A 21,749-nucleotide genomic window follows, 5' to 3' on the forward strand; every position below is an offset into this window, starting at 1 on the left:
GGGCAGCCGGCCCTACAGCCCGCTGCCCGCGCCGCCCAGCCCCTCGTGGACGCGGAGCAGCAGGCCGTGCAGCGCCCGCCGCTCCGCCTCGTCCAGCGGCGCCAGCACCTCGCCCTGCACCGCGCGCGCCTCGGCGTCCAGTTCCGCGAGCAGCTCCCGCCCCGCCCCGGTGACGGAGACCGTCACCCGCCGCCGGTCCGTCTGGTCCCGGGCCCGCTCGACGTACCCGGCGGCGGCCAGCTGGTCGGCGACCTTGGCCAGGTCGCTCGGGTCGACGCCCAGCCTCCGGACCAGGTCGCGCTGGGCCTGCGGGCCGAAGTCGGCGAGGGCGGCGAGCACGGCCATGTCCCAGAGCCGCAGCCCGCGTCCGGCGAGCCGCTCGGCCAGGCGGGCCCGCGCGGTGCGCCCGATCCGGGAGAGCAGGTAGCTGTCGAGGTCCAGCAGCATGGGCGGCAGGTCGGGAGCGGGGGGCGGTCCGGGGGCGGCGAGCGGTGCCGGAGCGGGGAGCGGTTCGGGGGTCATGGCGCAAGTCTAGGGTGAGTCCCTATAGTGGGTGACGACCCACTAATGATCCCCTCGGCCCATCGATTCCTGACCCGCCGATCCCCGACCCACCACCACCGAGCCCGGGAGCTTCGACCGTGGACGCCCTGTACCCCCGCCTGCTCGTGACCGGCTTCGCCGAGTGCTTCCGCTTCTACCGCGCCGTCCTGCCACCGCTCACCGGCGCCACCCTGGTCAAGGGCACGCCCGACGGCCCGTACGCCAACTGGGACGTCGACGACCAGGCCGTCCTGGTGCTCTTCGACCGCGCCGCGATGGCCGCCACCCTCGGCACCACCGGCCTGCCCGCCCGGCCCGCCGCCCCCGCCCAGGACGCCGCGATGCTCGCCCTCCGGGTGCCCGACGTGGACGAGGCCTTCACCCTCTGCCTGCGCCACGGCGGCACCCCGGTCGTCGGCCCGACCGACCGCCCCGAGTGGGGTCCGAACCTGCGCAGCGCCCACCTGCGGGACCCGGACGGGCACCTGATCGAGCTGCAGTCGTACTGACGCCGGCGGCGCCCCGGGCGGGTCGGCGCGGCCCGCCCGGGGCACCGGACGGGTCAGCGGTCCCGCGCCACGGTCCGGACGGCGGCGCCGAGCGCGTCGGAACGGGAGTCCGGCGCACAGGCCCGGCCGAGCAGCGGCGCGCGCCCGTCGGCGCCGGGAACGTGCCCGAGGACGGCGGCGCAGTACTGGACGTCCGGTACGGGCAGCGGGCGGTGCACGGTCGAGGCCGCCTGGGCGGCCGGGGCGCCGACGGCGCCGGCGAGGGCGAGACAGCCGGCGAGCGCCGGGGCGGCGAGACTACGCGGCATGCGCATGGGAACCTCCGGGAACGGCCCGGAGCGGTCCGGACCGGGGGACGGCGGGGACGACGGCGGCCGTGGACCCGGCCGCCCGCGCCCATTCGACGGGCGGCCACCGCCCCCGGCCGGTCCGACACACCGCGCACCGCACTAGTCGTACGTATGGCCACCAGTCATGCCCGCCACGGCAGTCATGCCCACCGCTGCCGGGCCACCGCCCGCCGGCGGCTCAGCGGCCCGCACCGGCCGGCCACAGCTCCGCACTGCACGCCGCCACCAGCGCGCCGATCCGGGCCCAGGCCTCCTCCGCCGGCAGCGGGTCGAGCCGCCGCCCGCCCCGCAGCCGCAGGGCGACCCGCCCGTCCGCGGCCTCCCTGGCCCCGACCACCGCCTGGTACGGGGCCAGCCGTGCCGACCGGATCCGCGCACCGAGGGTGCCGTGCTCGGGGCCGGCGACCTCGGCGCGCAGCCCCAGGTCGAGGCAGCGCTGCCGGAGCCGCGCGGCCTGCGGCAGTTCGGCCTCCGAGACCGGCAGCAGCACCACCTGGGTCGGGGCCAGCCAGGCCGGGAAGGCGCCGCCGTACAGCTCGATCAGGTGGGCGACCAGCCGCTCGATGCTGCCGATCACGCTGCGGTGGACCATCACCGGGCGGTGCCTGGCACCGTCCGGGCCGGTGTAGTGCAGGCCGAACCGCTCGGGCTGGTGGAAGTCGACCTGCACGGTGGAGAGGGTCGACTCGCGCCCGGCGCCGTCGGCGATCTGCACGTCGATCTTGGGCCCGTAGAACGCGGCCTCGCCCTCCACCGCCTCGAACGGTACGCCGGAACGCTCCAGGACGCCGGTCAGCAGCGCGGTCGCCCGTTCCCAGAGCGCCGGGTCCGCCACGTACTTGCCGCCCCCGCCGGGCAGGGAGAGCCGGTAGCGGACCGGCCGGACGCCGAGCGCCCGGTGCGCCTCGCGGATCAGCTCCAGCGCCGCTGCGGCCTCGTCGGCGGCCTGCTCCGGGGTGCAGAAGACGTGCGCGTCGTTCAGCCGGATCGCCCGCACCCTGCTCAGCCCGCCCAGCACCCCGGACAGCTCGGCCCGGTACATGTCTCCCAACTCTGCTATCCGCAGCGGGAGTTCACGGTAGCTGTGCGGGCGGGAACGGAAGATCAGCGCGTGGTGCGGGCAGAGGCTCGGCCGCAGCACCACCTGCTCCGACCCCAGCTCCATCGGCGGGAACATGTCCTCCCGGTAGTGCGCCCAGTGGCCGGAGATCTCGTACAACTCGCGTTTCCCGAGCGCCGGCGAGTAGACGTGCCGGTAGCCGGCCCGCCGCTCGCGCCCGCGGATGAACTCCTCCAGGGTGTGCCGGATCGCGGCGCCGTCGGGCAGCCAGTACGGCAGGCCGGACCCCATCAACGGGTCGGTGTCGAACAGGTCGAGCTCGCGGCCGAGCTTGCGGTGGTCGTTCACGGGTGGTCTCCCTCCACTCGGTCGGGGCGGGCGAGTGGGCCGGGAACGGCGAAGCCCCGGGGCACTCGGCCCCGGGGCTTCGGACTAGGTCAGCAGTCAGCGCGCCGGGACTCTCTCCGGCGTCGTCGTGGCGAGTGCAGCGCGCTTCATGCGATCCACGGTAACAGGCCCCGGCCGCAGCGGTGATCCGTTTTCCCCGCAGGCCGCCCGGTCGTCCCGGCTCAGTGCAGCAGCACGCAGCCGCGCGCGCCGAGCGCCTCGCGCAGCTCCGGCGACGGCCGCACGTCGTTCCACCGCAGGTCCAGCTTCTCCAGGGCGGGCAGTTCGGCCAGCCAGTCGGGCAGTTCGGTGATCCGGTTGCCGCGCAGGTCGAGCCGGCGCAGCAGCGGCAGCCCGGCCAGCACCGGCGGGACCTCGGTGAAGGCGTTCTCCCGCAGCTCGAGCTCGCGCAGCTCACCGAGCCCGGCGAAGGTGTCCGGCAGCTCGCTCAACGCGTTGCCGCGCAACCAGAGTTCGCGCAGCGCGGGCAGGCCGCCGAAGCGTGCGGGCAGGGTGGTCAGCCGGTTCTGCTGGGCACGCAGCTCGACCAGGGAGACCATGTCACCGATGGTGGAGGGGAGTTCGGCCAGCCGGTTCTCCCCCACGTTGAGGTAGCGCAACGCGGTGAGCCGGCCGAGGGCCTCGGGGAGCGCGGTCAGCTCGTTGTCGTGCAGGTAGAGGAAGTCGCGCAGACCGGTGAGCCCGCCCAGTTCGGCGGGCACCGCGGCGAGCCGGTTGTGCCCGAGATCGAGTGTCCGCAGCCGCTGCAACCTCCCGATCCCGGGCGGAAGTTCGGCCAGGCCGGTGTCGGCGAGGATGAGCACCGTCAGGTCGGTCCGGTCCCACACCCCGGCGGGTACCTCGTCGAGCGGCTGCCGCCAGAGGTTGAGCGTCGTGTCCGTCACGTCGGCCATTCTCCCTCCCGCGATGTGCTCCGCCGACCGGGGCGGGGCGGCACCGGCCCGGAGCCGGCCGCTCGGCGACACCGCCCGGTCAGCGGACGGTCAGCGGACGGCACCCGCCCGGCCCGGTTCGGGGGCGGCCACCGGCACGGCCCGGCGACGGCGGGCCGCGCGGCCTCGGAGCACCACCGCGTGGCCGACGGCGAGACCGAGCAGCAGCGTCACGACGGCCGGCCAGTAGGACCGGGGCTCCAGCGGCAGCGCGGCGGTGTCCGCCCGGGTGCCGATCACCGCCACCGGCAGCAGGCTCACCGCGCCCAGCGGCGCCCACCACGGGTACCGGCCGCGCGGGGCGCGCCGGACGGCGACGCACCAGAGCCCGAACAGCGCGGTCCCGGCGGCCGCGAAGACCAGCCCCGCCTCGTCCTGGGCGACCGCCCGGTGCGGGGAGTCGACGGTCGGGACGCTGGTGGCGCCGGAGGCGAGCTCGGTGACGGTGGACCCGTCGAGCGCGGTGGTCACCCGCACCTCGTCGCCGGTGTGCAGGCCCCGCAGGCCCTCCGGCAGCTCCCCGAGGCGGAGCACCTCGCCCGCGCCGTCCCAGTCCCGGCCCACCGTCACGGCCGTGGTGGCGGAGCCGTCCGCGGCCGGCTCGACCGCGCGCACCACCCGTACCTCCACCCCCAGGCAGCGCCCAGCCGCATCGGCGGGGCGCGCCGCCGTGCAGCGCGGCGCGGCGTCGTAGCGGTGGGCGTCGTCCAGCCCGTGGAGCAGCCGGACGACGCCGAACGGCAGCATCACCAGGGCGCAGACCAGCAGCGCGACGCCCGGCAGCACGCCGCGCAACCGGCGGCGCAGCGGCTCGCGCGGCGGCGGGCCGAGCCGGAACGACGGGCCGACGTGCCGCTCCCAACTCGCCCTGAGCCGGGCGAGGTCGGCGTCGAAGCCGGGCCGCGGGTAGAGGGTGCTCTCCTGGAGGCCCGGCAGGGTCCGGCGGCGGCCGTCCACCAGGGTGATCCGCACCGAGGTCATCTCGCCCCCGCCACCGCTCTGGTGGCGCACCGCTATCCAGCGGACCTCCCCCCAGGGGTAGCCGTGCACCCGGCCCAGCCCCCGGTAGATCCTGATGCCGTCCTCCCCGGCCTCCGTCCAGCACCGTTTCAGCAGCAGGACCGACGCCGGGATCACCACCGCGAGCGCGGCGGCCGTCCACCCCAGCCCCTCCGCGCCGTTGCGCATCGTCGCGATCACGGTCTGCACGCCGATCAGACCCGCCGGCAGCCACAACCGGCGCCACGCGAACGTGAGGTCCCCACCCCGGAAGCGAAGTTCATCCACCGCGGCAGCGTACGCCCGCGCCCGTTCCGGCACGAGGGGGGTGCCCGGTCCGGCACGAGGGGGTACCCGGACCCGCCCGGCGGGGCGGGCGGTCAGTGCGCGGCGGCCGCCACCACCGCCGCCACGAAGGCGGGCACGGCGGGGTCGGCCGCGCCCTCCCGCCAGGCGAGCACCACGCGGCTCGGCGGGTAGTCGGCCAGCGGCACGTAGGCCACGCCCTCGGTGACGTGGCGGTGGGTCGCTCCGGCCGGCAGGATGCCGACCGCGCCCTGCCAGACGACGGCGTGCAGGCACTCCGCCACCGAGCGCACCACCGGACCGGACGGTTCCCGGTCCGCCGCCGAGCCGGGCCCCGGCAGCGGGCCCGCCGCCGCTCCGAGCCAGTAGCCGCGCCAGTCCGGGTCGGCGGTCTCGGGCAGCCGGATCCAGGGCCGCGCCCGCAGCGAGCCCACCCGCAACTCGGCGTGCTCCGCCAGGGGATCGCCCGCGGGCACGGCGGCGACCAGGGGCTCCTCCCCCAACGGCTGGAGCGAGAGGTCCGCGGTGTCGAACGGGAGCCTGGTCAGGGCGATGTCGACGCGGCCGGCCCGCAGTCCGGCGGTCGGGTCGCTGAGCTCCGACTCGCAGAGCCGCACCTCCGCCTCGGGGTGCGTGCGGCGGAAGTGCTCGGCCGCCCGCGGGCCGAGTTCCAGTCCGGCGCCGGCGACCGTGCCCACCCTGAGCGTGCGCCGCCGGCCGGTCCGGCTCACCCGCTCCCGAGTGCGGTCGGCCGCCGCCAGCAGCTCGCGGGCCTCGGCCAGCAGCACGGCACCGGCCTCGGTGAGGAGCACGCCCTGCGCGGAACGCTCCAGCAGCCGGCAGTCCAGCTCCCGCTCCAGTTCGCGGATGCGCTGACTGAGCGGCGGCTGGGACATGTGCAGCCGGGCGGCCGCCCGGCCGAAGTGCCGTTCCTCGGCCACGGCGACGAAGTAGCGCAGGCGGCGGAGGTCCATGCCGTACACCGTATCGGAGCCGTCCGACTCGTCACGGAGCGGCCCGGCCCGCATCGGGTCGGCCCGGCTGGTATCGGGTCGGCCCGGCTGGTATCGGATCGGTCCGGGCGGTATCGAAACGGTCTTGGACGGGGCGCCGGGCCCGCTGCTGAGCTGGTCCCGTACGGCGGGAGCAGGTCCCGCCCGGTTCTCAGAGGTGACCCGCATGGAACCCGTCAGCCACTCGCACGACCACGGCTACCAGGACCCGTCGGACCTCCAGCGGGCCCGCCAGGTCGGCCGGTTGGCCCCTGCGGAGTTCGCCGCCTGGCAGTCCTTCCAGGCCGCCGTCGACCGCACGGACGGTGCCGTGCCGCGCCGGTACCGCGAGCTCGTCGCGATCGCCGTGGCGTTGACCACCCAGTGCTCGTACTGCCTCGACGTCCACACCGGCCAGGCCCTGAGGCACGGCGTCACCGCCGAGGAGCTGGCCGAGGTCGTCTTCGTCGCCGGGGCCGTCCGCGCCGGCGGATCGCTGGCCCACGGACTGCAGGCGATGAAGCTCTACGACCGGCACGCGACCGCCGCCGGGCAGTCGACCGGGTCGGTGCACTGACACCTCCTGCCGCACGCGGCGGCACCGGCGCACGGGGCCGCCGCGGCGGTGCTGCTGGAGGTGTCGCCGCGGTGGTGGTGGTAAGGGTGCCGCCGCGGTGGTGGTGGCAGAGGTGCCCCGGTTGAACCGCAACCACCGCCCCGGCCAACGGCGGTGACGAGTTGTGAATGGATCTGGCGCTTCCTTTCACTGTTCCGATACGTTCTGGATCACTCAGCGGTCAGCAGCCCTCCGGGAGTCGTCATCAGCGCCCAGTCCGCCCCCGCACCCCTCACCCTCCCCGCACTGCTGGACCACCGGGCCGCGCTGCACCCCGACCGGACGGCACTGCTGGTACCGGGCGGTGGCAGTCTGACCTACCGGACGTGGCGCGAGCGGGCGGTGCGGGCCGCCCAGGGGCTGGCCCGGGCCGGGGTCCGCCCCGGCGACCGGGTGGCGCTGCTGTTCACCAACCGGGAGTGGGACGCGTACGCCGTGGCGTTCCTGGCCGCGCACTACGCCGGCGCGGCCGGGCTGGTGATCCGGGAGGACCTGCCGCTCGAGGACGTCGACCGGCTCGTCGAGGCCGCCGGGGCCCGGCTGGCGATCGCCGGAGGCGGGCCGCACACCTCCCTGCCCACCCTCCGCCTGGACGAACTGGACGAACTGGACGGACTGGACGGACTGGACGGACTGAATGAACTGGCCGAACTGGGCGAAAGGGCCGGACCGAACGACCCCGGCGCCCTGGACGGCCCCGGCCACCCGGGCGGCCCCGAGGGCCGGGCCGGCGACGCGCCCGCGGCCGAACCCCCGCACCGGGCCGCCCCCGGCGACCTCGCCCAGATCATCGGGACCTCCGGCACCACCGGCGCCCCCAAGGGCGTCCGCGCCGCCCACGCCAGCCTCACCGCCGGGCTGGTCCTCACCCCCCGCCCCCGCCCGTACGCGCACTCCCGGTACGCCGTGCACGCCTTCCCGATCGGGACCAACGCCGCCCAGGTCGTGCTGGTGAACGCGCTGACCGCGCAGCCCGCCACGATCTGCCTGCCGCGCTTCGACGCGGAGGAGTTCGGGCGGGTGGTGGAGGAGTTCGGCGCGGGCACCGTCTTCCTGGTGCCGTCCATGGCGGTCGAACTGCTCAACTCCGGGGTAGCCGACCGGCGGGACCTCTCCGGCGTCCTGCTGGTCAGCTCCTCGGCCGCCGCGCTCCCGCCCGCCGTCGCCGCCGGGCTCTGCGCCGCCCTCCCGAAGGCGACCGTCGTCAACACCTACACCTCCGCCGAGGCCTCCCCCGCCCAGGTCTCCGCGATCGTCGACCCGGCCCGCCCCGGGTCGGTCGGCCGCCCGACCGACCCGGCCGCCCTGCGGATCCTCGACGAGACCGGACGGCCCGTCGCCCCCGGCGGCACCGGCGAGATCTGGCTGCGCCAGCCGGGCCCGCCGCGCGGGTACGTCGGAGCCGGATCGGCCGACGTGTTCCGGGACGGCTGGGTGCGGATGGGCGACCTCGGCCGGCTCGACGGGGACGGCCACCTCCACCTGGTCGACCGCGAGAGCGACGTCGTCAAGTCCGGCGCCCTGAAGGTCTCGACGCTGCGCATCGAGGCCGTGCTGCACGAGCACCCGCGGGTCGCCGACGCCGCCGCGCTCGGACTGCCGCACCCGGTGATGGGTCAGGTGCCGGTCGCCGCGGTGGTCCCCTCACCCGGCGGAATCGACCTCGACGAGCTGCGGCTCTTCCTCGGCACCCGGCTGGCCCGGCCCGAACTGCCGGTGCGCGTCCTGCTGACGGACGCCCTGCCCCGCAACCCCAGCGGCAAGGTCGTCAAGCACCGCCTGCGGGCGCGCTTCGAGGAGCCCGCGACCGCCTCGGGCGGCACCGCGCCGGCCACGGCACGGGAGCTCGCGCTGGCGGGCCTGTGGCGCAGCGTGCTGGGGCGGCCGGTCCGGGCCGTGGAGGAGGAGTTCTTCGCCCTCGGCGGGGACTCCTTCCGGGCCGTCCAGCTGGCCGCCGCGATCACCGCCGAGTTCGGGGTCGCGGCGGGGACGGCCCTGGTCTTCGAACGGCCCTCGCTGCGGGCCCAGGCCGCCTGGCTGGAGCAGGCGACGACGGCCCCCACCCCGCCCGTCACCGCGGCCCCCGCACCCGCCGCACCCGCCGGCGGTGCTCCGGCCGCGGCCGGGGTGCCAGCCTTCCTGCGGGCGCTGCGCGCCCAGCCGCACGCGCTGCCCCTCACCTCGCAGCAGGAGAACTTCCTGCGCTGGATGGCCGAGGCCCCCGGCCGCCAGGTCGGTTCGGTGGCGGTGATGTTCCGGGTGATGGCGGAGCTGCGGACCGACGCGCTGGCCGAGGCCCTGTACGAGGTGGTCCGCCGCCACCCCGCGCTGCGCACCCGCTTCGTCCCGGTGCCCGGGAGCGGCCCGGACACCCCGCCCGGCCTCCACCGGACGGTGCTGGACGGCGAACCGGCCGCCGACGTGGTGCTGGTGGACGCCCCCGGCCTCGACGACGCGGAGGTGTCGGCCCGGCTGGTCGCCGAACGGGACCGCCCGACGGACCACACGGCCGGGCCGACGACCCGGCTGGCCGTGGTGAGCCGCGGGCCGGAGGACCACGTCGTCCTGCTGGCCGTCCACCACCTCGTCGCCGACGGCTGGTCGCTCGGCGTCCTGCTGCGCGACCTGGGGGTGTGCTACTCGGCGCTGCGCAACGGCCGCCCGGCCCCGGCGGCGCGCCCCGGGCCGGCCTACCGCGAGCTGGTGGAGTGGTCGAACGCGCACTGGCCGGCCAACCGGGCGCACTTCGCGGCCACGCTCGCGGGCGCGCCCGCCGCGGTCGAGCCCTTCCCGGGGCGGCGGCACACCGAGGTGGTGCTGAGCGCCGCCCGGGCGTTCACCGTGCCGCCCGCCCGGGCGGCGGCCCTCCGGGCCCGGGCGGCGGAGCTGGGGGCCACGCCGTTCCTCGCGGTGGCCGCGGTGTGGAGCGGGCTGCTGGCCGAACGCAGCGGGCAGCGGGACCTCGTACTGATGACGCCGGTGCCGGGCCGGACCAGGCCGGAGGCGGAACGGGCGGTCGGCTGCTTCGTGCAGTCGCTGCTGCTGCGGGTGGACGCCTCCGGCGCGCCCGGGTTCGCCGAGCTGCTCGACCGGGTGCGGGCCGCCGCCACCGCCGCGCTGGACCACCAGCTCTACCCGTTCGCGGAGTTCAGCCCGCTGGTCCCGTTCGCGGCCTGGCTGCGGTACGAGAGCTGGAGCGCCCCGGCGCAGCTGCCCGGGGTGGCCTGCGCCGCGTGGGAGCTGCCGCGCAACGCCACCGTGCCCTACCCGCTCCCCGGCGGCGACCGGCACGTCCCGGAGCTCGCCGTCACCGAGCAGCCGGACGGCGGGCTGCGCTGCTGGCTGCGCTACAACGAGCACGCCTTCCCCGCCGGCGCGGTGGACGCGCTGGCCGCGGACCTCGCCGCCGCACTGGCCGCGGCGGCGGGGGCCTGACCGCCGGGACCGCCCTGCGGCCGAGCGCTGCAGCCGACCGGTGAGCCACTGAACCGGCCACCTGAGCAGCGGGGGTCCCGCGGTGTGACGGACCGGCCCGCGCACCTGCGGCCCGACCGAGTGGCCCACGTCACATCCGGCTCCTGTCAGCAATCGGGGCGCCGTCTCGTCCAAGGGGCACGCGAACGAGACAGGAGCAACGCCATGAAGCACCGCATCGTCGTACTCGGCGCCGGATACGCCGGGGCCTTCGCCACCGGGAACCTGGCCCGCCGGCTCTCCCCCGCCGACACCGAGGTGACCGTCGTCAACGCCGTGCCCGACTTCGTCGAGCGGATGCGACTCCACCAGCTCGCGGCCGGCCGGGACCTCGCGTTCCGCACGCTCGCCGACGTCTTCGCGGGCACCGGGGTGCGCCTGCGCCTGGCGCTCGTCACCGGCGTCGACCCCGAGCGCAGGACCGTCGCCCTGACCGGCGAGGACGGCGACGGCGAGCTGGAGTACGACACCCTTCTCTACGCGCTCGGCAGCTCCGCGGCCGACCACGGTGTCCCCGGCGTGACCGAGTACGCCTGTGACGTGACCGGCCGGGCCTCGGCGCTGCGTCTGCGCGAGCGCCTGGCCGCCCTCGGTGACGGCGGCACCGTGCTGGTGGTCGGTGAGGGGCTGACCGGCATCGAGACCGCCACGGAACTCGCCGAGTCCCGGCCCGACCTCTCCGTCGCGCTCGCCGCCCGCGGCGAGCCGGGCGCCTGGCTCGCCCCGAGGGCCCGCCGTCACCTGCGCCGGGCCTTCGACCGGCTCGGCGTCACCGTCCACGAGCACACCGGCGTCGTGGCCGTCGAGCCGACACGGGTGATCGCCTCCGACGGCAGGTCCGTTCCCGCCGACGTGACCGTGTGGTCGGCCGGGTTCGCCGTTCACCCCGTCGCGGCCGCCGGCGGCCTGGAGGTCGCCGGGACCGGCCAGATCGTCGTCGACCGCACCATGCGCTCGGTCTCGCACCCGGACGTCTACGCCGTCGGTGACTGTGCCTACGCGATCGGCGCGAACGGGCGGCCTCTGCCGATGTCCTGCGCCTCGGCCGGCTTCACCACCATGCAGGCGACCGCCGCGGTCATCGCGCGCCTGACGGGCCGCCGGGTCCCGACCACCGGGCTGAAGTACTACGGGAACCACATCAGCCTCGGGCAGCGGGACGCGATCTTCCAGATGGTGGACGGGGACGTCCGGTCGAGGTCCTGGTACCTGGGCGGCCGGGCCGCCGCCCGGCTCAAGTCGGGCGTGCTCACGGGGGCCGGGTGGGGCATCGTCCACCCGACCTTCGGCATGCCGAAGCGCAAGCTCCGCCTGGCCGCCGAGCCTGGCCGGACCGCTGCGGGGACCGCCGCATAGGCTGCCCCGCATGGACAGCGCAGCCATCGATCGGTTCGAGGCCGGCCGGGGCCGGCTGGCCTCGCTCGCGTACCGCCTGCTCGGCTCGGCCGCCGACGCCGAGGACGCCGTGCAGGACGCGTTCCTCCGCTGGCAGGCCGCGGACCGGGACCGCATCGACGTGCCGGAGGCGTGGTTGACCAAGGTCGTCACCAACCTCTGCCTCGACCGGCTCCGCTCGGCGCAGGCGCGCCACGAGCGAGCGGCCGGAGACTGGCTGCCCGAACCACTCCTCGAGGGCGATCCGATGCTCGGCCCCGCAGATACCTTCGAGCAGCGGGAATCGGTGTCCTTGGCCGTCCTGACCCTCATGGAGCGCCTCTCGCCGGTCGAGCGGGCCGCCTACGTCCTGCGCGAGGCCTTCTCCTACTCCCACGCCGAGATCGCCGGGATCCTCGACATCACCGAGTCCGCGAGCCAGCAGCACGTCCACCGGGCCCGCCGCAGGGTGTCCGCCGAGCGCCGCGGCGGTGGCGAGGTGGACCCCGCGTCCGCGCGCCGGGTCGTCGAGGAGTTCCTCGCCGCCGCGGTGTCGGGGCGCACCGAACGGCTCGTGGCGCTGCTCACCGCCGACGCCACCGCGGTCTCGGACGGCGCCGGACTGGCCAGGCGGCTCCTGCGGTACACGACGCGCGAGCGCATCGCCTCCTTCGTTCGGGCCGGCTTCAAGGCCACGCCGGCGAAGCGGCGGCTGGCCGGCGGCTCGCCCGCGATGCACATCGCGCTGGTCAACGGATCCCCGGCGGTCCTCGCCGTGGTCGACGACCGGGTCGTGGGCGCCGTGGCGTTCGACGTCAGCGGCGGCAAGGTCGCGTCGCTGCGCGGCATCGCCGCCGCGGCTCGGATCGCGCGCCTCGACGAGGCTTGGCGACAGCACGAACACGACGTGCCGGTCATCAGCGCATGGTGACCGGAGCCACCGCAGTCCGGTGAGGTGAGCCGGAGCGGGGGCGGCACTCCTCCGGCCCTGCACGCGGACGGTTCGGCCTCGGCGGCGACGAACCGCCCTGACCGAGCGGGGCCCGTGACGGCGCTCTCGACAGCGCCGCCTCCCCCCGCCCCGGCCCCCGCCCCGGCCAGGTGGAGCGCCCGGTCACACGCCCCGGGGGTCCGGCCTGCGAGGGCCGTCCGGGCCGCCGGGCGCCAGCACCCCCGGAAGCCCCCCGACCGGCGGGGCGGCCGGGGGCTCACCCGCCGAGCCGGTCGGCGGCCTCGTCCTCGCTCAGGGCGTCGATCTCGGCGATCAGCCGCGCCTCGATCCGCGCCGCCAGCGTCGCCGCCGTGCCGCTCTCGAACACCTCGCGGATGGGCACGTCCAGGCCCAGGCCCGCCCGGATCCGCGCGGCGACCCGGGTGACCAGCAGGGAGTCCCCGCCGAGCGCGAAGAAGTCGTCGAGCACCCCCACCCGGGGCAGGCCGAGCACCTCCTGCCAGAGCCCGGTGACGAACTGTTCGGCGTCGGTGCGCGGCGCGAGGTAGCGCGGGCCGCCGTCGGGTTCGGGGTCGGGCAGCGCGGCGAGGTCGGGCTTGCCGTTCGGGGTCAGCGGCAGCCTCCCCATCACCACCACGGTGTCCGGTACGAGGTAGGCCGGCAGCCGCGCCGCCAGGTGCGCGCGCAGTCCGGCGGCGTCGGCCTCGGCGCCCGGGCGGGGGACGGCGTAGGCCAGCAGCCGCCGGCCGCCGCGCAGCGCCACCGCGGCCTGGGCGACGGCCGGGTGGGCGGCCAGGGCGGACTCGATCTCGGCGGGTTCGATCCGGTAGCCGCGCAGCTTGAGCTGGCCGTCGACGCGGCCCAGGTACTCCAGCCGCCCGTCGGTGCGCCAGCGGGCGCGGTCGCCGGTGCGGTACATCCGGCCCCCGGCGAACGGGTCCGGCACGAAGGCGGCGGCGGTCAGGTCGGGCCGGCCGAGGTAGCCCCGGGCCAGGCCGGCACCGCCGACGTATAGCTCGCCCTCGGCGCCGCGCGGCAGCAGCCCGCCCTGCTCGTCCAGCACGTAGAGCCGGACGCCCGGCAGCGGGCGGCCCAGCGGGGGGCGGTGGAGGGCGTCGTCGGCCGTGAGGTCGGTCGCGGTGACGATCACGGTGGCCTCGGTGGGGCCGTAGGTGTTGACCAGCCGCACGGTGTCGCCGTGGCGCGCGTGCCACCGGGCGACGGCGTCGGCGCCGACCTGGGAGCCGCCGAGGATCTGCAGGCGCAGCGCGGCCGGCCAGCGGGTCTGCTCGCCGAGCCCGACGAGCTCCTCCCAGTACGCCGTCGGCAGGTCCAGCACCGTGACGGTGTCGCCGTGCGGGCCGCCCAGCAGGTCGGGCAGGCTGCGGCCGCCGCCGGGGAGCAGGACGACGCACGCGCCGGAGGCGAGCGCCGGCCACAGCTCCTCCACGTGGGTGTCGAAGCCGAGGGAGGCGAACTGGACGATCCGGTCGGCGGGCCCGAGCGCGTACCCGTCGGGGCCGGCCATCCAGGCGACCCGGGCGGAGAGCGCGGGGTGGTCGACGGCGACGGCCTTGGGGGCGCCGGTGGATCCGGAGGTGTAGAGCACGTAGGCCAGGCCGCCGGGGTCGGGGGCGGCCTCGGGCCCGTCCGGTCGGTCGCTCCCGGCCTCCGGATCGGTCCCGCTCTCCGTCCCGTCGAGGACCAGCACCGCGTCGGCCTCGCGCAGCATCAGCCGGCGGCGCTCCTCGGGGTGCGCCGGGTCGAGCGGCAGGTACGCGGCGCCGGCCTTCCAGACCGCCGTCAGGGCGACGACCAGGTCGAAGGAGGGCGGGATCGAGACCGCGACCACCCGGCCGGCCACCGGCCCCAGCCGCCGGGCCAGGTCGGTGGAGCGCCGGTCGAGTTCGCGATAGCTCAGGGCCTGGCCGTCGCACTCCAGCGCGGGCGCGTCCGGGCGGGCCGCGGCCTGCTCGGCGAACCGCTCCAGCACCGTCCGCACACCGGCACCCGCCGGCCCCGCCGGCCCAACCGGATCTTCGGAGCCCGCCGCGTCCGCCGGCCCCTGCCCGAGGGCCAGCAGCTCCGCGCGCTCCTGCGGCCCGACCGCCCAGTCCCCGTCCAGGGCGAGCCCCGGGTCGTCGACCACCCGGGCGAGGAGGTCGCGGCAGCGCCGGCCGAGGGCCTCCACGGTGGCCCGGTCGAGCACCTCGCGGTCGAAGCAGAAGGAGAGCGTCAGCCCGCCGTCGGGGGTGCGCCAACTGTCCAGCAGCAGATCGGTCTTGGCCTGCTCGAAGCCGGAGTCCATGCTCGCCGTGCGGACGCCGGCGGGCAGCGCGGGGGCTCCGGGGCCGGCGGCCAGGTCGTACTGGCTCTGGTGGACGAACACCGCCCGGTAGAGCGGTCCTGCGCCGGCCTCGGCGGGCAGGTCGAGGTGGGCCGCCAGGCGCTCGACGGGCAGGTCCGGGTGGCTCAGGGCGGCGAGCGTGGCCGAGCGGGTGCGGCGCAGTGCGGTGCGGAAGTCGGGCCGCCCGCCGAGCTCGGCCCGGATCACGGCCGTCCGGCTGAAGTAGCCGAGCAGTGCCTCGTGCGCGGCCTCGGTGCGGCCGGCCAGCGGCGTGCCGACCAGGAAGTCGCGGCATGCGGTCCAGCGGGCGAGCACGAACTGGTAGCCGGTGAGCAGCACCATGAACGGGGTGCAGCGCTCCTGCCGGGCCAGCCGGTCCAGCGCGGTCGTCTCCTCGGCGCCGAGGTGGACGGTGGCGAACCCGGCGGGCCGGGTCGGCCGGGCGGGCCTCGGGCGGTCGAGCGGCAGCCGCAGCGCCCCGGTGCCGGCCAGCTTGCCGGCCCAGTGGCGGAACGCCTCCTCGCCGGCCCCGGCGGCCGTCCTGGCCTGTTCGGCCCTGGCGAAGTCGCCGTACTGGAAGGGGAGTTCGGGGAGCTCCGCGGGTGCCTCGCCGATCGCCTCGCAGTAGAGGGCGAGCAGTTCGCGCCACATCGTCCGGAACGACCAGCCGTCCGAGACGATGTGGTGAAGGACGACGCAGAGCGCGTGCTCCCGCTCGCCCGCACTGACCAGCGCGGCCCGCAGCGGGGGCCGCACGGCGAGGTCGAAGGGCGCGTTGACGTAGCGGCGGCAGGCGTCGGTGAACGCCGACTCGTCGGCGCCGTCCGGCAGTCGGACCCGGGCCAGCTCGATCCCGGCCGGGGGCTCGACCAGCTGGACGGGCTCGTCGCCGTCCAGTGCGAAGCGGGTGCGCAGCACCTCGTGCCGGACGGTCAGCCGGTGCAGCGCGGTGCGCAGGGCCTCCGGGTCGATCGGGCCGGTCCAGCGCCGGTTGAGGTACATGTTGAACCCGGCGTCCTCCGGGTGGAGTTGCTGGAGGAACCAGAGCCGGCGCTGTTCGGCGGTCAGCGGGTGGGTGGCGGTGGTCACCGGAGGGTCACCTCGGTCTCGGAGCGGTGCGGGCTGGTGGGTGCGGGGGCGGCGCGGCCCTGCAGGGCCTGCAGGCCGACCAGGTCGTCGGGTTCCGCGTCGGGCACGTCGCGGTCGAAGTGGCGCAGCGCGGGGACGGCCAGGCAGGCGAGCACGAGGGCGGCCATGGCGAGACCGAACAGCAGGTAGAGCAATCCGATCCCGCGGCCCTCGCCGGTGCCGATGAGCCGCCCGACGGTCGGGGCGAGGGCGCCGTCGTGGTCCATCAGCGGTTGGAGCAGCCGGGGGCCGAACGGTGCGACCAGCGCGAACCCGACCGGCAGGGTCGACCAGGCGACCATGGTGTTCACCGCGATCACCCGGCCGTGGAAGCGCAGCGGCACCTTGGTCTGCACGATCGTCGCGTAGACGCCGTTGACCAGGGCCAGCGTGTAGGCCATGCCGAAGGCCCCGAGCGCGACCACCGGCACGGCCGGGCGCAGCCCGGTGACCAGGCAGGCCGCGGCGAGGGCCAGGGTGGCGAGCAGCACCCCGCGCAGCCGCCGGTGGCGCGGCCCGCCCCAGGCGAGCAGGGTGAGCCCGCCGAGGACGGCGCCGAGGCCGGCCGCGGTGGAGACCCAGCCGGCGGCGGCCAGCGGGGCGATGGAGAGCACCAGTGGGGTGGTGAGCAGGAACAGTGGGGAGAGGAAGACGTTCAGCGCCGCGAAGAACAGCAGCATGGCCCGGAAGTGCCGGCTGCCGAGGGCGCGTCGGAAGCCCTCGCGGATCTCGGCGGAGACGCTCTCGCGGCGGCTGGCGCCCATCAGGTCGGGGAAGCGGACGGCCAGGGTGACGCCGAGCGCGGCGGCGTAGCTCGCCACGTCCAGGGTGAGGATGCCGCCCAGCCCGATGGCGGCGAGCAGGCCGACGGCGAACAGCGGGACGAGGAACTGGGCGAGTCCGAAGGCCATCTGGACGAGGCCGTTGGCCCGGCCGAGGTAGCGTTTGGGGACGAGTTGGGGCACCGCCGCGTTCCAGGCGAGCCGTTGGAAGGTGAGCGCGGCGGAGAGCACGCCGACGAGCAGGTAGGCGTGCCAGACCTGCAGCGCCCCGGTGAGGTGGAGGATCAGCAGGACGGCCTGGGTGGCGCCGGCGGCGAGGTCCCCGTACAGCATGACGCGGCGCCGGTCGCCGCGGTCGACGACGGCCCCCGCGAGCGGCGCGGCGAGGATGCCGGGGACGAGTCCGCAGGCGGCCAGCAGGCCGAACTGGGCGAGGGAGCCGGTGCGGAGGTAGATCCAGACCGGGAGCGCGAACTCGGTGAGCGCCGATCCGATCATCGACACCTGCTGCCCGGAGGCGACGGTGAGGAAGCGGCGCATGGTCGGGCGCAGCGGGGCCGCCTGCCGCCCGCCGTCCCGTCCGGTGTCCCGGGACGTGCCGGCGAGCCACCAGGTCGCCCCGGCGGTGCGCCGGTGGCGCTCCTCCCGGCCCGCGGCGATCGAGCGGTGCACGCGGGTGAGGATCTCCGCGAGTTCGGCGGCCCGGTACTTGAGGTAGAAGTGGCCGGCCTCGTCGAGGACGACGACGGCGACGGTGTCGGCGAGCCGGTGCCACTCGCGGTAGCGCTCCTGGTAGAACTCGGTCGCCGGGTCGCGCTCGCCGCAGACCGCGATGATCGGGGCCCTCAGCCGGCCGGCGGCCGCCCCGTCCGCGGCGGTACCGGCGCCTTCCCCGTCCGCGGCGCCCGTTGTGCCGCCGTCCGCGGCCGGGCCCGTTCCGCCGCCGCCCTCGAAGAGCCGGGTGAAGTAGCGCTCGGCCTCCTTGGTGCCGGTGCGGCGGTTGCGCACGATCAGCCGCAGCTGCTCGGCGTCGACCTCGTCGGTGTCCAGGCCGGCCGCCGCCAGGGCGTTGATCATGCCCTGGTCGCTGCGCAGCCGGTCGACGAGGTCCGCCCACCGCTCGCCGACGGCGGCGCCGCGCCCCCGCGGGCGGGCGAACGGGAAGATGCCGCCCAGGTGGACGGCCTCGATCTCCCGGCCCGCCGCCTCGACCAGCCGGGCGATCTCCACCGCGAGGCGCACGCCGACCCCGCAGTGCCCGTAGAGCACGATCGGGCCGGGGACGTTCTCGACGATCTCGCGGGCGCAGGTGGCGGCGACCTCGTCGATGTCCATCGGGTCCTCGCCGAGTTCGTGCCCCGGGACGGCGACGGAGTAGAGCGCCCAGTCCGGCGGCAGCGCGTCGGCGAGCGGCTTGTAGATCAGGGCGCTGCCGCCCCCGTACGGGGTGCAGACCAGGCTGGCGGTGGTGCGCACGCGCGGCGGGGTGAGCCGGTGGAGCAGGCCGCCGGGGCCGCGTTCGGCGGCCGGGTCGGTGACCAGGGCGGCGAGCCGGCGGACGGTGGAGTGCGTGAACAGGTCCATCACCCCGACCGGCACCGGCAGGCCGGGGAAGGCCCGGCGCAGCCGGGCGACGACCTGGGTGGCGAGCAGGGAGTGGCCGCCGAGGTCGAAGAAGTCGTCCAGCGCGCCGACCCGTTCGACGCCCAGCACCTCGGCCCAGATCCCGGCGATCAGCGTCTCGGCGCCGTCCTCCGGCTCGACGTGGGCGCCGCTGGGCGCCGGGTCGCCGGGCTCGGGCAGCGACCGGCGGTCGACCTTGCCGTGCGCCAGCAGGGGAAGCCGGTCGAGCACCACGTAGCGGGCCGGGACCATGTGGTCGGGCAGGACGGCGCCGAGCGCCGCGCGCAGCTCGGCGGCGGTCGGCGCGGGCCCGGGGCCGGGGTGCTCCAGGTAGCCGACCAGGTTCTGCCGCACGCCCTCGCCGTGGAGGGTGACCAGCGCCTGGGTGACGCCGGGCAGGGCGGTCAGCGCGGCCTCGACCTCCCCGGGCTCGACCCGGTGGCCGCGGACCTTGATCTGGTCGTCCGCGCGCCCCAGGTACTCCAGCGCGCCGTCCGGCCGCCAGCGGGCGAGGTCTCCGGTGCGGTACATCCGGCCGCCGGTGAGCGGATCCTCGACGAAGCGCTCGGCGGTCAGGTCGGGGCGGCCCAGGTAGCCGCGGGCCAGTCGGTCCCCGCCGACGTACAGCTCGCCGGTCACTCCGGGCGGCACCGGCCGGCGGGCCGCGTCCAGCACGTAGCAGCGCGCCCCGGCCAGCGGTGTGCCGATCGGGGTGTTGCCCGGGCCGGCCTCGCCCGGCAGCACCTCGTGGACGGTGACCCCGACGGTGGCCTCGGTGGGCCCGTAGTGGTTGAACACCGCGCACCGGCCGCGGCCGGCCAGGTCCGCCGCCCAGGTCCGGGACGAGGCCTCCCCGCCGAGCACCAGGGCCCGGCGCGGGAGCAGCCGCTCGGGGGCCGTCTCGGCCATCAGCGCGGCCAGGTGGGAGGGCGTCATCTTGAGGTAGTCGATGCCCTCGCGCTCGATGTGCTCGGCGAGTTCGGCCCCGGCCACGCGGCGCGGCAGCAGGTGCACCCGGCCTCCGGTGGTCAGCGCCAGGTAGAGCATGGTGAGGCTGAAGTCGAACGCCAGGGACTGCGGCAGGCCGTAGCTCGCACCGGGCTCGATCCGCAGCCGTTCCCGGACGCCGGCGAGGTAGTTGAGGATCTGGCGGTGCTGCACCGCGACGCCCTTGGGCTGCCCGGTGGAGCCGGAGGTGTAGATCAGGTAGGCGAGGTCGTCCGGTCCGGAGGTCTCCTCCAACGGGCCCTCTCCGTCGGCGGGTTCGGCCCCGACGGGTTCGGCCGCGGCGGGCTCCTCCGCGAGCTCGTCGAGGAGCAGGTCCGCGCCCTGGTGGTCGGCCAGCAGCGGCCGCAGCCGCGAGTCCGTCACCAGGACCCGGACGCCGGCGTCCGCGACCAGCTGGGCGAGCCTCGCGGGCGGCTGCTCCGGGTCCAGCGGGAGGTAGCAGCCGCCGGCCTTCAGCACGCCGACCAGGGCGACGGCGAGCTCCGGGGACTGTTCCAGGCAGATCGCGACGCGGTCGTCCGGGCCGACGCCCAGCGCACGCAGCCTTCGGGCCAGCACGGCGGCCCTGGCGTCGAGTTCGCGGTGGCTCACGGTCCGGTCGGCGCACACCAGGGCCGGCCGGTCACCCGCCTCGCGGGCGGCCGCGGCGAGCAGCGCCGTCAGCGTCCCGGGGCCGCCGGAGGGCAGCTCGGGGCCCGCCGCCCAGCGTTCGAGCACGTCGTGGCGTTCCGTCGCGGTGAGCACCGGCAGTTCGTCGACGGGCTGCGCCGGGTCGGCGGTGGCGGCCGCCATCAGCACCTCGAAGCGCTCGGCGAGCCGCCGGACGGTGTCGGCCTCGAAGAGGTCGGTGCGGTAGGTGATCAGCCCGTAGAGCCCGCCGTCGCGCTTCTCCCGCAGGTAGAAGGCGAGGTCGGCGTGGGTGGTGGTGGCCCGGTAGCCGAAGCCCTCGGTGGCGGGCGCGGCGGTGCGCTCCCCGTAGTTCTGGAAGGCGAAGGTGGTCTGGAAGACGGCCGCGCGGCTGACGTCCCGCTCGACGTCCAGGTCCGCGACCATCTGCTCGAACGGCACCTCCTGGTGGGTGTACGCGTCGAGCGTGGTCTCCCGCACCCGGGCGAGCAGCTCGGCGAAGGACCGCCCGGGCTCCAGTCTGGCCCGGATCGGCAGCATGTTCACGAACGCGCCGACCACGCCCTCCAGTTCGCGGTGCAGCCGGCCGGCCACCGCGGAGCCGACGGCGAAGTCCCGCTGCCCGGCGTGCCTCCCCAGCAGCACCTGGAGCCCGGCCATCAGCACCATGTACGTCGAGGCGCCGTGCGCGCGGGCGCACTCGGCGACGGCCCGCACCAGCTCCGGGCCCCAGTGCAGCTCCAGGGCGGCGCCCTCGAAGGTGAGCAGCGCGGGCCGCGGCCGGTCGGTGGGCAGCTCCAGTGCCGGGACGCCGGCGAGTTCGGCCCGCCAGTGCTCCCGGGAGGCGGCGAGGGCGCCGCCCGCCAGGCGCTCGCGCTGCCAGCAGGCGTAGTCGCCGAACTGGACGGGCAGGTCCGCCAGCCCGGCCGGGGTGCCGTCGGCGTGCTGGGCGTAGAGCGCGTCCAGTTCGCGGTTCAGGATGTCGATGGACCAGCCGTCGCAGACGATGTGGTGCATGGCCAGCGCGAGGACGTGGTCCTCGGCGCCGAGCCGGATCAGCCGGGCCCGGAGGAGGGGTCCGGCCGCCAGGTCGAAGGGCCGGGCGACCAGCGCGCCGACCTCCTCGGCGGCTCTTCGCTCCGGGTCCGGGTCGGCGGAGACGTCCACCGGCTCGGCGGGGAACGGGCCCGGCGGGGCGATCACGACCTCGGCGGTGCCGTGGTCGGTGGTGGGGAAGGACATCCGCAGCCCCTCGTGGCGGTTCACCAGGTCGGTGAGCGCCCGGTCCAGGGCCTGCCGGTCGAGCGGGCCGCGTAACCGGCGGGCCGGGGCCAGCGCGTAGGCCGTGCCGCCCGGGCTGAACTGGTCCATGAACCAGAGCCGCTCCTGCCCGCTGGACAGCGGCGGCGGGCTGCCCGCCGGGCGGGGTCCGACCGTCCGACTCGGCGCCGCGGCGCCCCGCAGGCGCTGGGCGAGCAGGGCGCGCTTGGTGGCGGACCAGTCGGCGGGCAGGTCCTGGGTGTCGGTCATCGGCGGTCCATTCGGGCGAGGCGGGGCGGGGTGCTGGTGACGGGCGGGTGCTGGTGACGGGTGCCGAGCCGACGGGGACGCCGCTCGGGGGTGCGGGGCCGGTGACGGGAGCGGGGGCGATCGGACGGGCCGGCGGCAGGGAGGTCGGACGCACCCGGAGTGCGTCCGGGGCCCGGCCGCGCTCGCCGG

13 protein-coding genes are annotated in these 21,749 nt (G+C 76.5%); 5 read left to right on the forward strand and 8 right to left on the reverse strand.

Annotated features, from left to right (window positions below; translation table 11 throughout):
• Positions 1–12: 12 nt before the first annotated feature.
• On the reverse strand, positions 13–522 hold the full coding sequence (locus tag AB0N04_RS35600) for a MarR family transcriptional regulator (protein ID WP_363365648.1): 510 nt from the start codon (positions 520–522) through the stop codon (positions 13–15).
• A 119-nt stretch (positions 523–641) separates the two neighbouring features.
• Between AB0N04_RS35600 and AB0N04_RS35605 the strand changes: the two genes are divergently transcribed.
• Entirely contained in the window at positions 642–1,052 is a 411-nt protein-coding gene (locus AB0N04_RS35605; protein ID WP_360219019.1) for a VOC family protein, read from the forward strand.
• A 53-nt stretch (positions 1,053–1,105) separates the two neighbouring features.
• On the opposite strand, the gene AB0N04_RS35610 is transcribed toward AB0N04_RS35605, so the two are convergent.
• The 5 genes from AB0N04_RS35610 to AB0N04_RS35630 form a co-directional block, all read right to left on the reverse strand.
• The gene (locus AB0N04_RS35610) at positions 1,106–1,360 is read right to left on the reverse strand and encodes a hypothetical protein (protein ID WP_360219022.1); all 255 of its coding nucleotides are present in this window, start codon (positions 1,358–1,360) and stop codon (positions 1,106–1,108) included.
• Positions 1,361–1,580: 220 nt separating this feature from the next.
• Positions 1,581–2,810 (reverse strand): threonine--tRNA ligase, encoded by a 1,230-nt coding sequence (gene thrS, locus AB0N04_RS35615; RefSeq protein ID WP_360219025.1) that lies wholly within the window; start codon positions 2,808–2,810, stop codon positions 1,581–1,583.
• Between the two features lie 221 nt (positions 2,811–3,031).
• Entirely contained in the window at positions 3,032–3,754 is a 723-nt protein-coding gene (locus AB0N04_RS35620; protein WP_360219028.1) for a leucine-rich repeat domain-containing protein, read from the reverse strand.
• A gap of 99 nt (positions 3,755–3,853) precedes the next feature.
• Positions 3,854–5,089, reverse strand: coding sequence for a hypothetical protein (locus AB0N04_RS35625; protein WP_360219031.1), 1,236 nt, complete (start codon positions 5,087–5,089; stop codon positions 3,854–3,856).
• A 92-nt stretch (positions 5,090–5,181) separates the two neighbouring features.
• Positions 5,182–6,081 (reverse strand): LysR substrate-binding domain-containing protein, encoded by a 900-nt coding sequence (locus AB0N04_RS35630; protein WP_360219034.1) that lies wholly within the window; start codon positions 6,079–6,081, stop codon positions 5,182–5,184.
• 205 nt (positions 6,082–6,286) lie between these two features.
• On the opposite strand from AB0N04_RS35630, the gene AB0N04_RS35635 reads away from it, so the two are divergent.
• The 4 genes from AB0N04_RS35635 (at position 6,287) to AB0N04_RS35650 (ending at position 12,494) form a co-directional block, all read left to right on the forward strand.
• Positions 6,287–6,676, forward strand: coding sequence for a carboxymuconolactone decarboxylase family protein (locus AB0N04_RS35635; protein ID WP_360219037.1), 390 nt, complete (start codon positions 6,287–6,289; stop codon positions 6,674–6,676).
• Between the two features lie 153 nt (positions 6,677–6,829).
• Positions 6,830–10,150, forward strand: a complete 3,321-nt coding sequence (locus tag AB0N04_RS35640; RefSeq protein ID WP_360219040.1) for an AMP-binding protein — start codon at positions 6,830–6,832, stop codon at positions 10,148–10,150.
• Positions 10,151–10,354: 204 nt separating this feature from the next.
• Positions 10,355–11,545, forward strand: coding sequence for an FAD-dependent oxidoreductase (locus AB0N04_RS35645; protein ID WP_360219043.1), 1,191 nt, complete (start codon positions 10,355–10,357; stop codon positions 11,543–11,545).
• Between the two features lie 10 nt (positions 11,546–11,555).
• Positions 11,556–12,494, forward strand: a complete 939-nt coding sequence (locus AB0N04_RS35650; protein ID WP_360219046.1) for a sigma-70 family RNA polymerase sigma factor — start codon at positions 11,556–11,558, stop codon at positions 12,492–12,494.
• 277 nt (positions 12,495–12,771) lie between these two features.
• Here AB0N04_RS35650 and AB0N04_RS35655 read toward each other — a convergent pair whose 3' ends face one another.
• On the reverse strand, positions 12,772–15,951 hold the full coding sequence (locus AB0N04_RS35655) for an amino acid adenylation domain-containing protein (protein ID WP_360219049.1): 3,180 nt from the start codon (positions 15,949–15,951) through the stop codon (positions 12,772–12,774).
• Positions 15,948–21,560, reverse strand: coding sequence for an amino acid adenylation domain-containing protein (locus tag AB0N04_RS35660; RefSeq protein ID WP_360219052.1), 5,613 nt, complete (start codon positions 21,558–21,560; stop codon positions 15,948–15,950). Before AB0N04_RS35660 ends, AB0N04_RS35655 begins: the two co-directional genes overlap by 4 nt.
• Between the last annotated feature and the right edge of the window lie 189 nt (positions 21,561–21,749).

The sequence above is a fragment of the Kitasatospora sp. NPDC051702 genome, assembly GCF_040681575.1.
Lineage (GTDB): Bacteria > Actinomycetota > Actinomycetes > Streptomycetales > Streptomycetaceae > Kitasatospora.

Coding starts and splice junctions, on each gene's coding strand:
- AB0N04_RS35610 (WP_360219022.1), bottom strand. CDS start 1,360: ATGCCGCGTAGTCTCGCCGCCCCGGCGCTCGCCGGCTGTCTCGCCCTC.
- AB0N04_RS35630 (WP_360219034.1), bottom strand. CDS start 6,081: ATGGACCTCCGCCGCCTGCGCTACTTCGTCGCCGTGGCCGAGGAACGG.
- AB0N04_RS35660 (WP_360219052.1), bottom strand. CDS start 21,560: ATGACCGACACCCAGGACCTGCCCGCCGACTGGTCCGCCACCAAGCGC.
- AB0N04_RS35600 (WP_363365648.1), bottom strand. CDS start 522: ATGACCCCCGAACCGCTCCCCGCTCCGGCACCGCTCGCCGCCCCCGGA.
- AB0N04_RS35635 (WP_360219037.1), top strand. CDS start 6,287: ATGGAACCCGTCAGCCACTCGCACGACCACGGCTACCAGGACCCGTCG.
- AB0N04_RS35650 (WP_360219046.1), top strand. CDS start 11,556: ATGGACAGCGCAGCCATCGATCGGTTCGAGGCCGGCCGGGGCCGGCTG.
- AB0N04_RS35645 (WP_360219043.1), top strand. CDS start 10,355: ATGAAGCACCGCATCGTCGTACTCGGCGCCGGATACGCCGGGGCCTTC.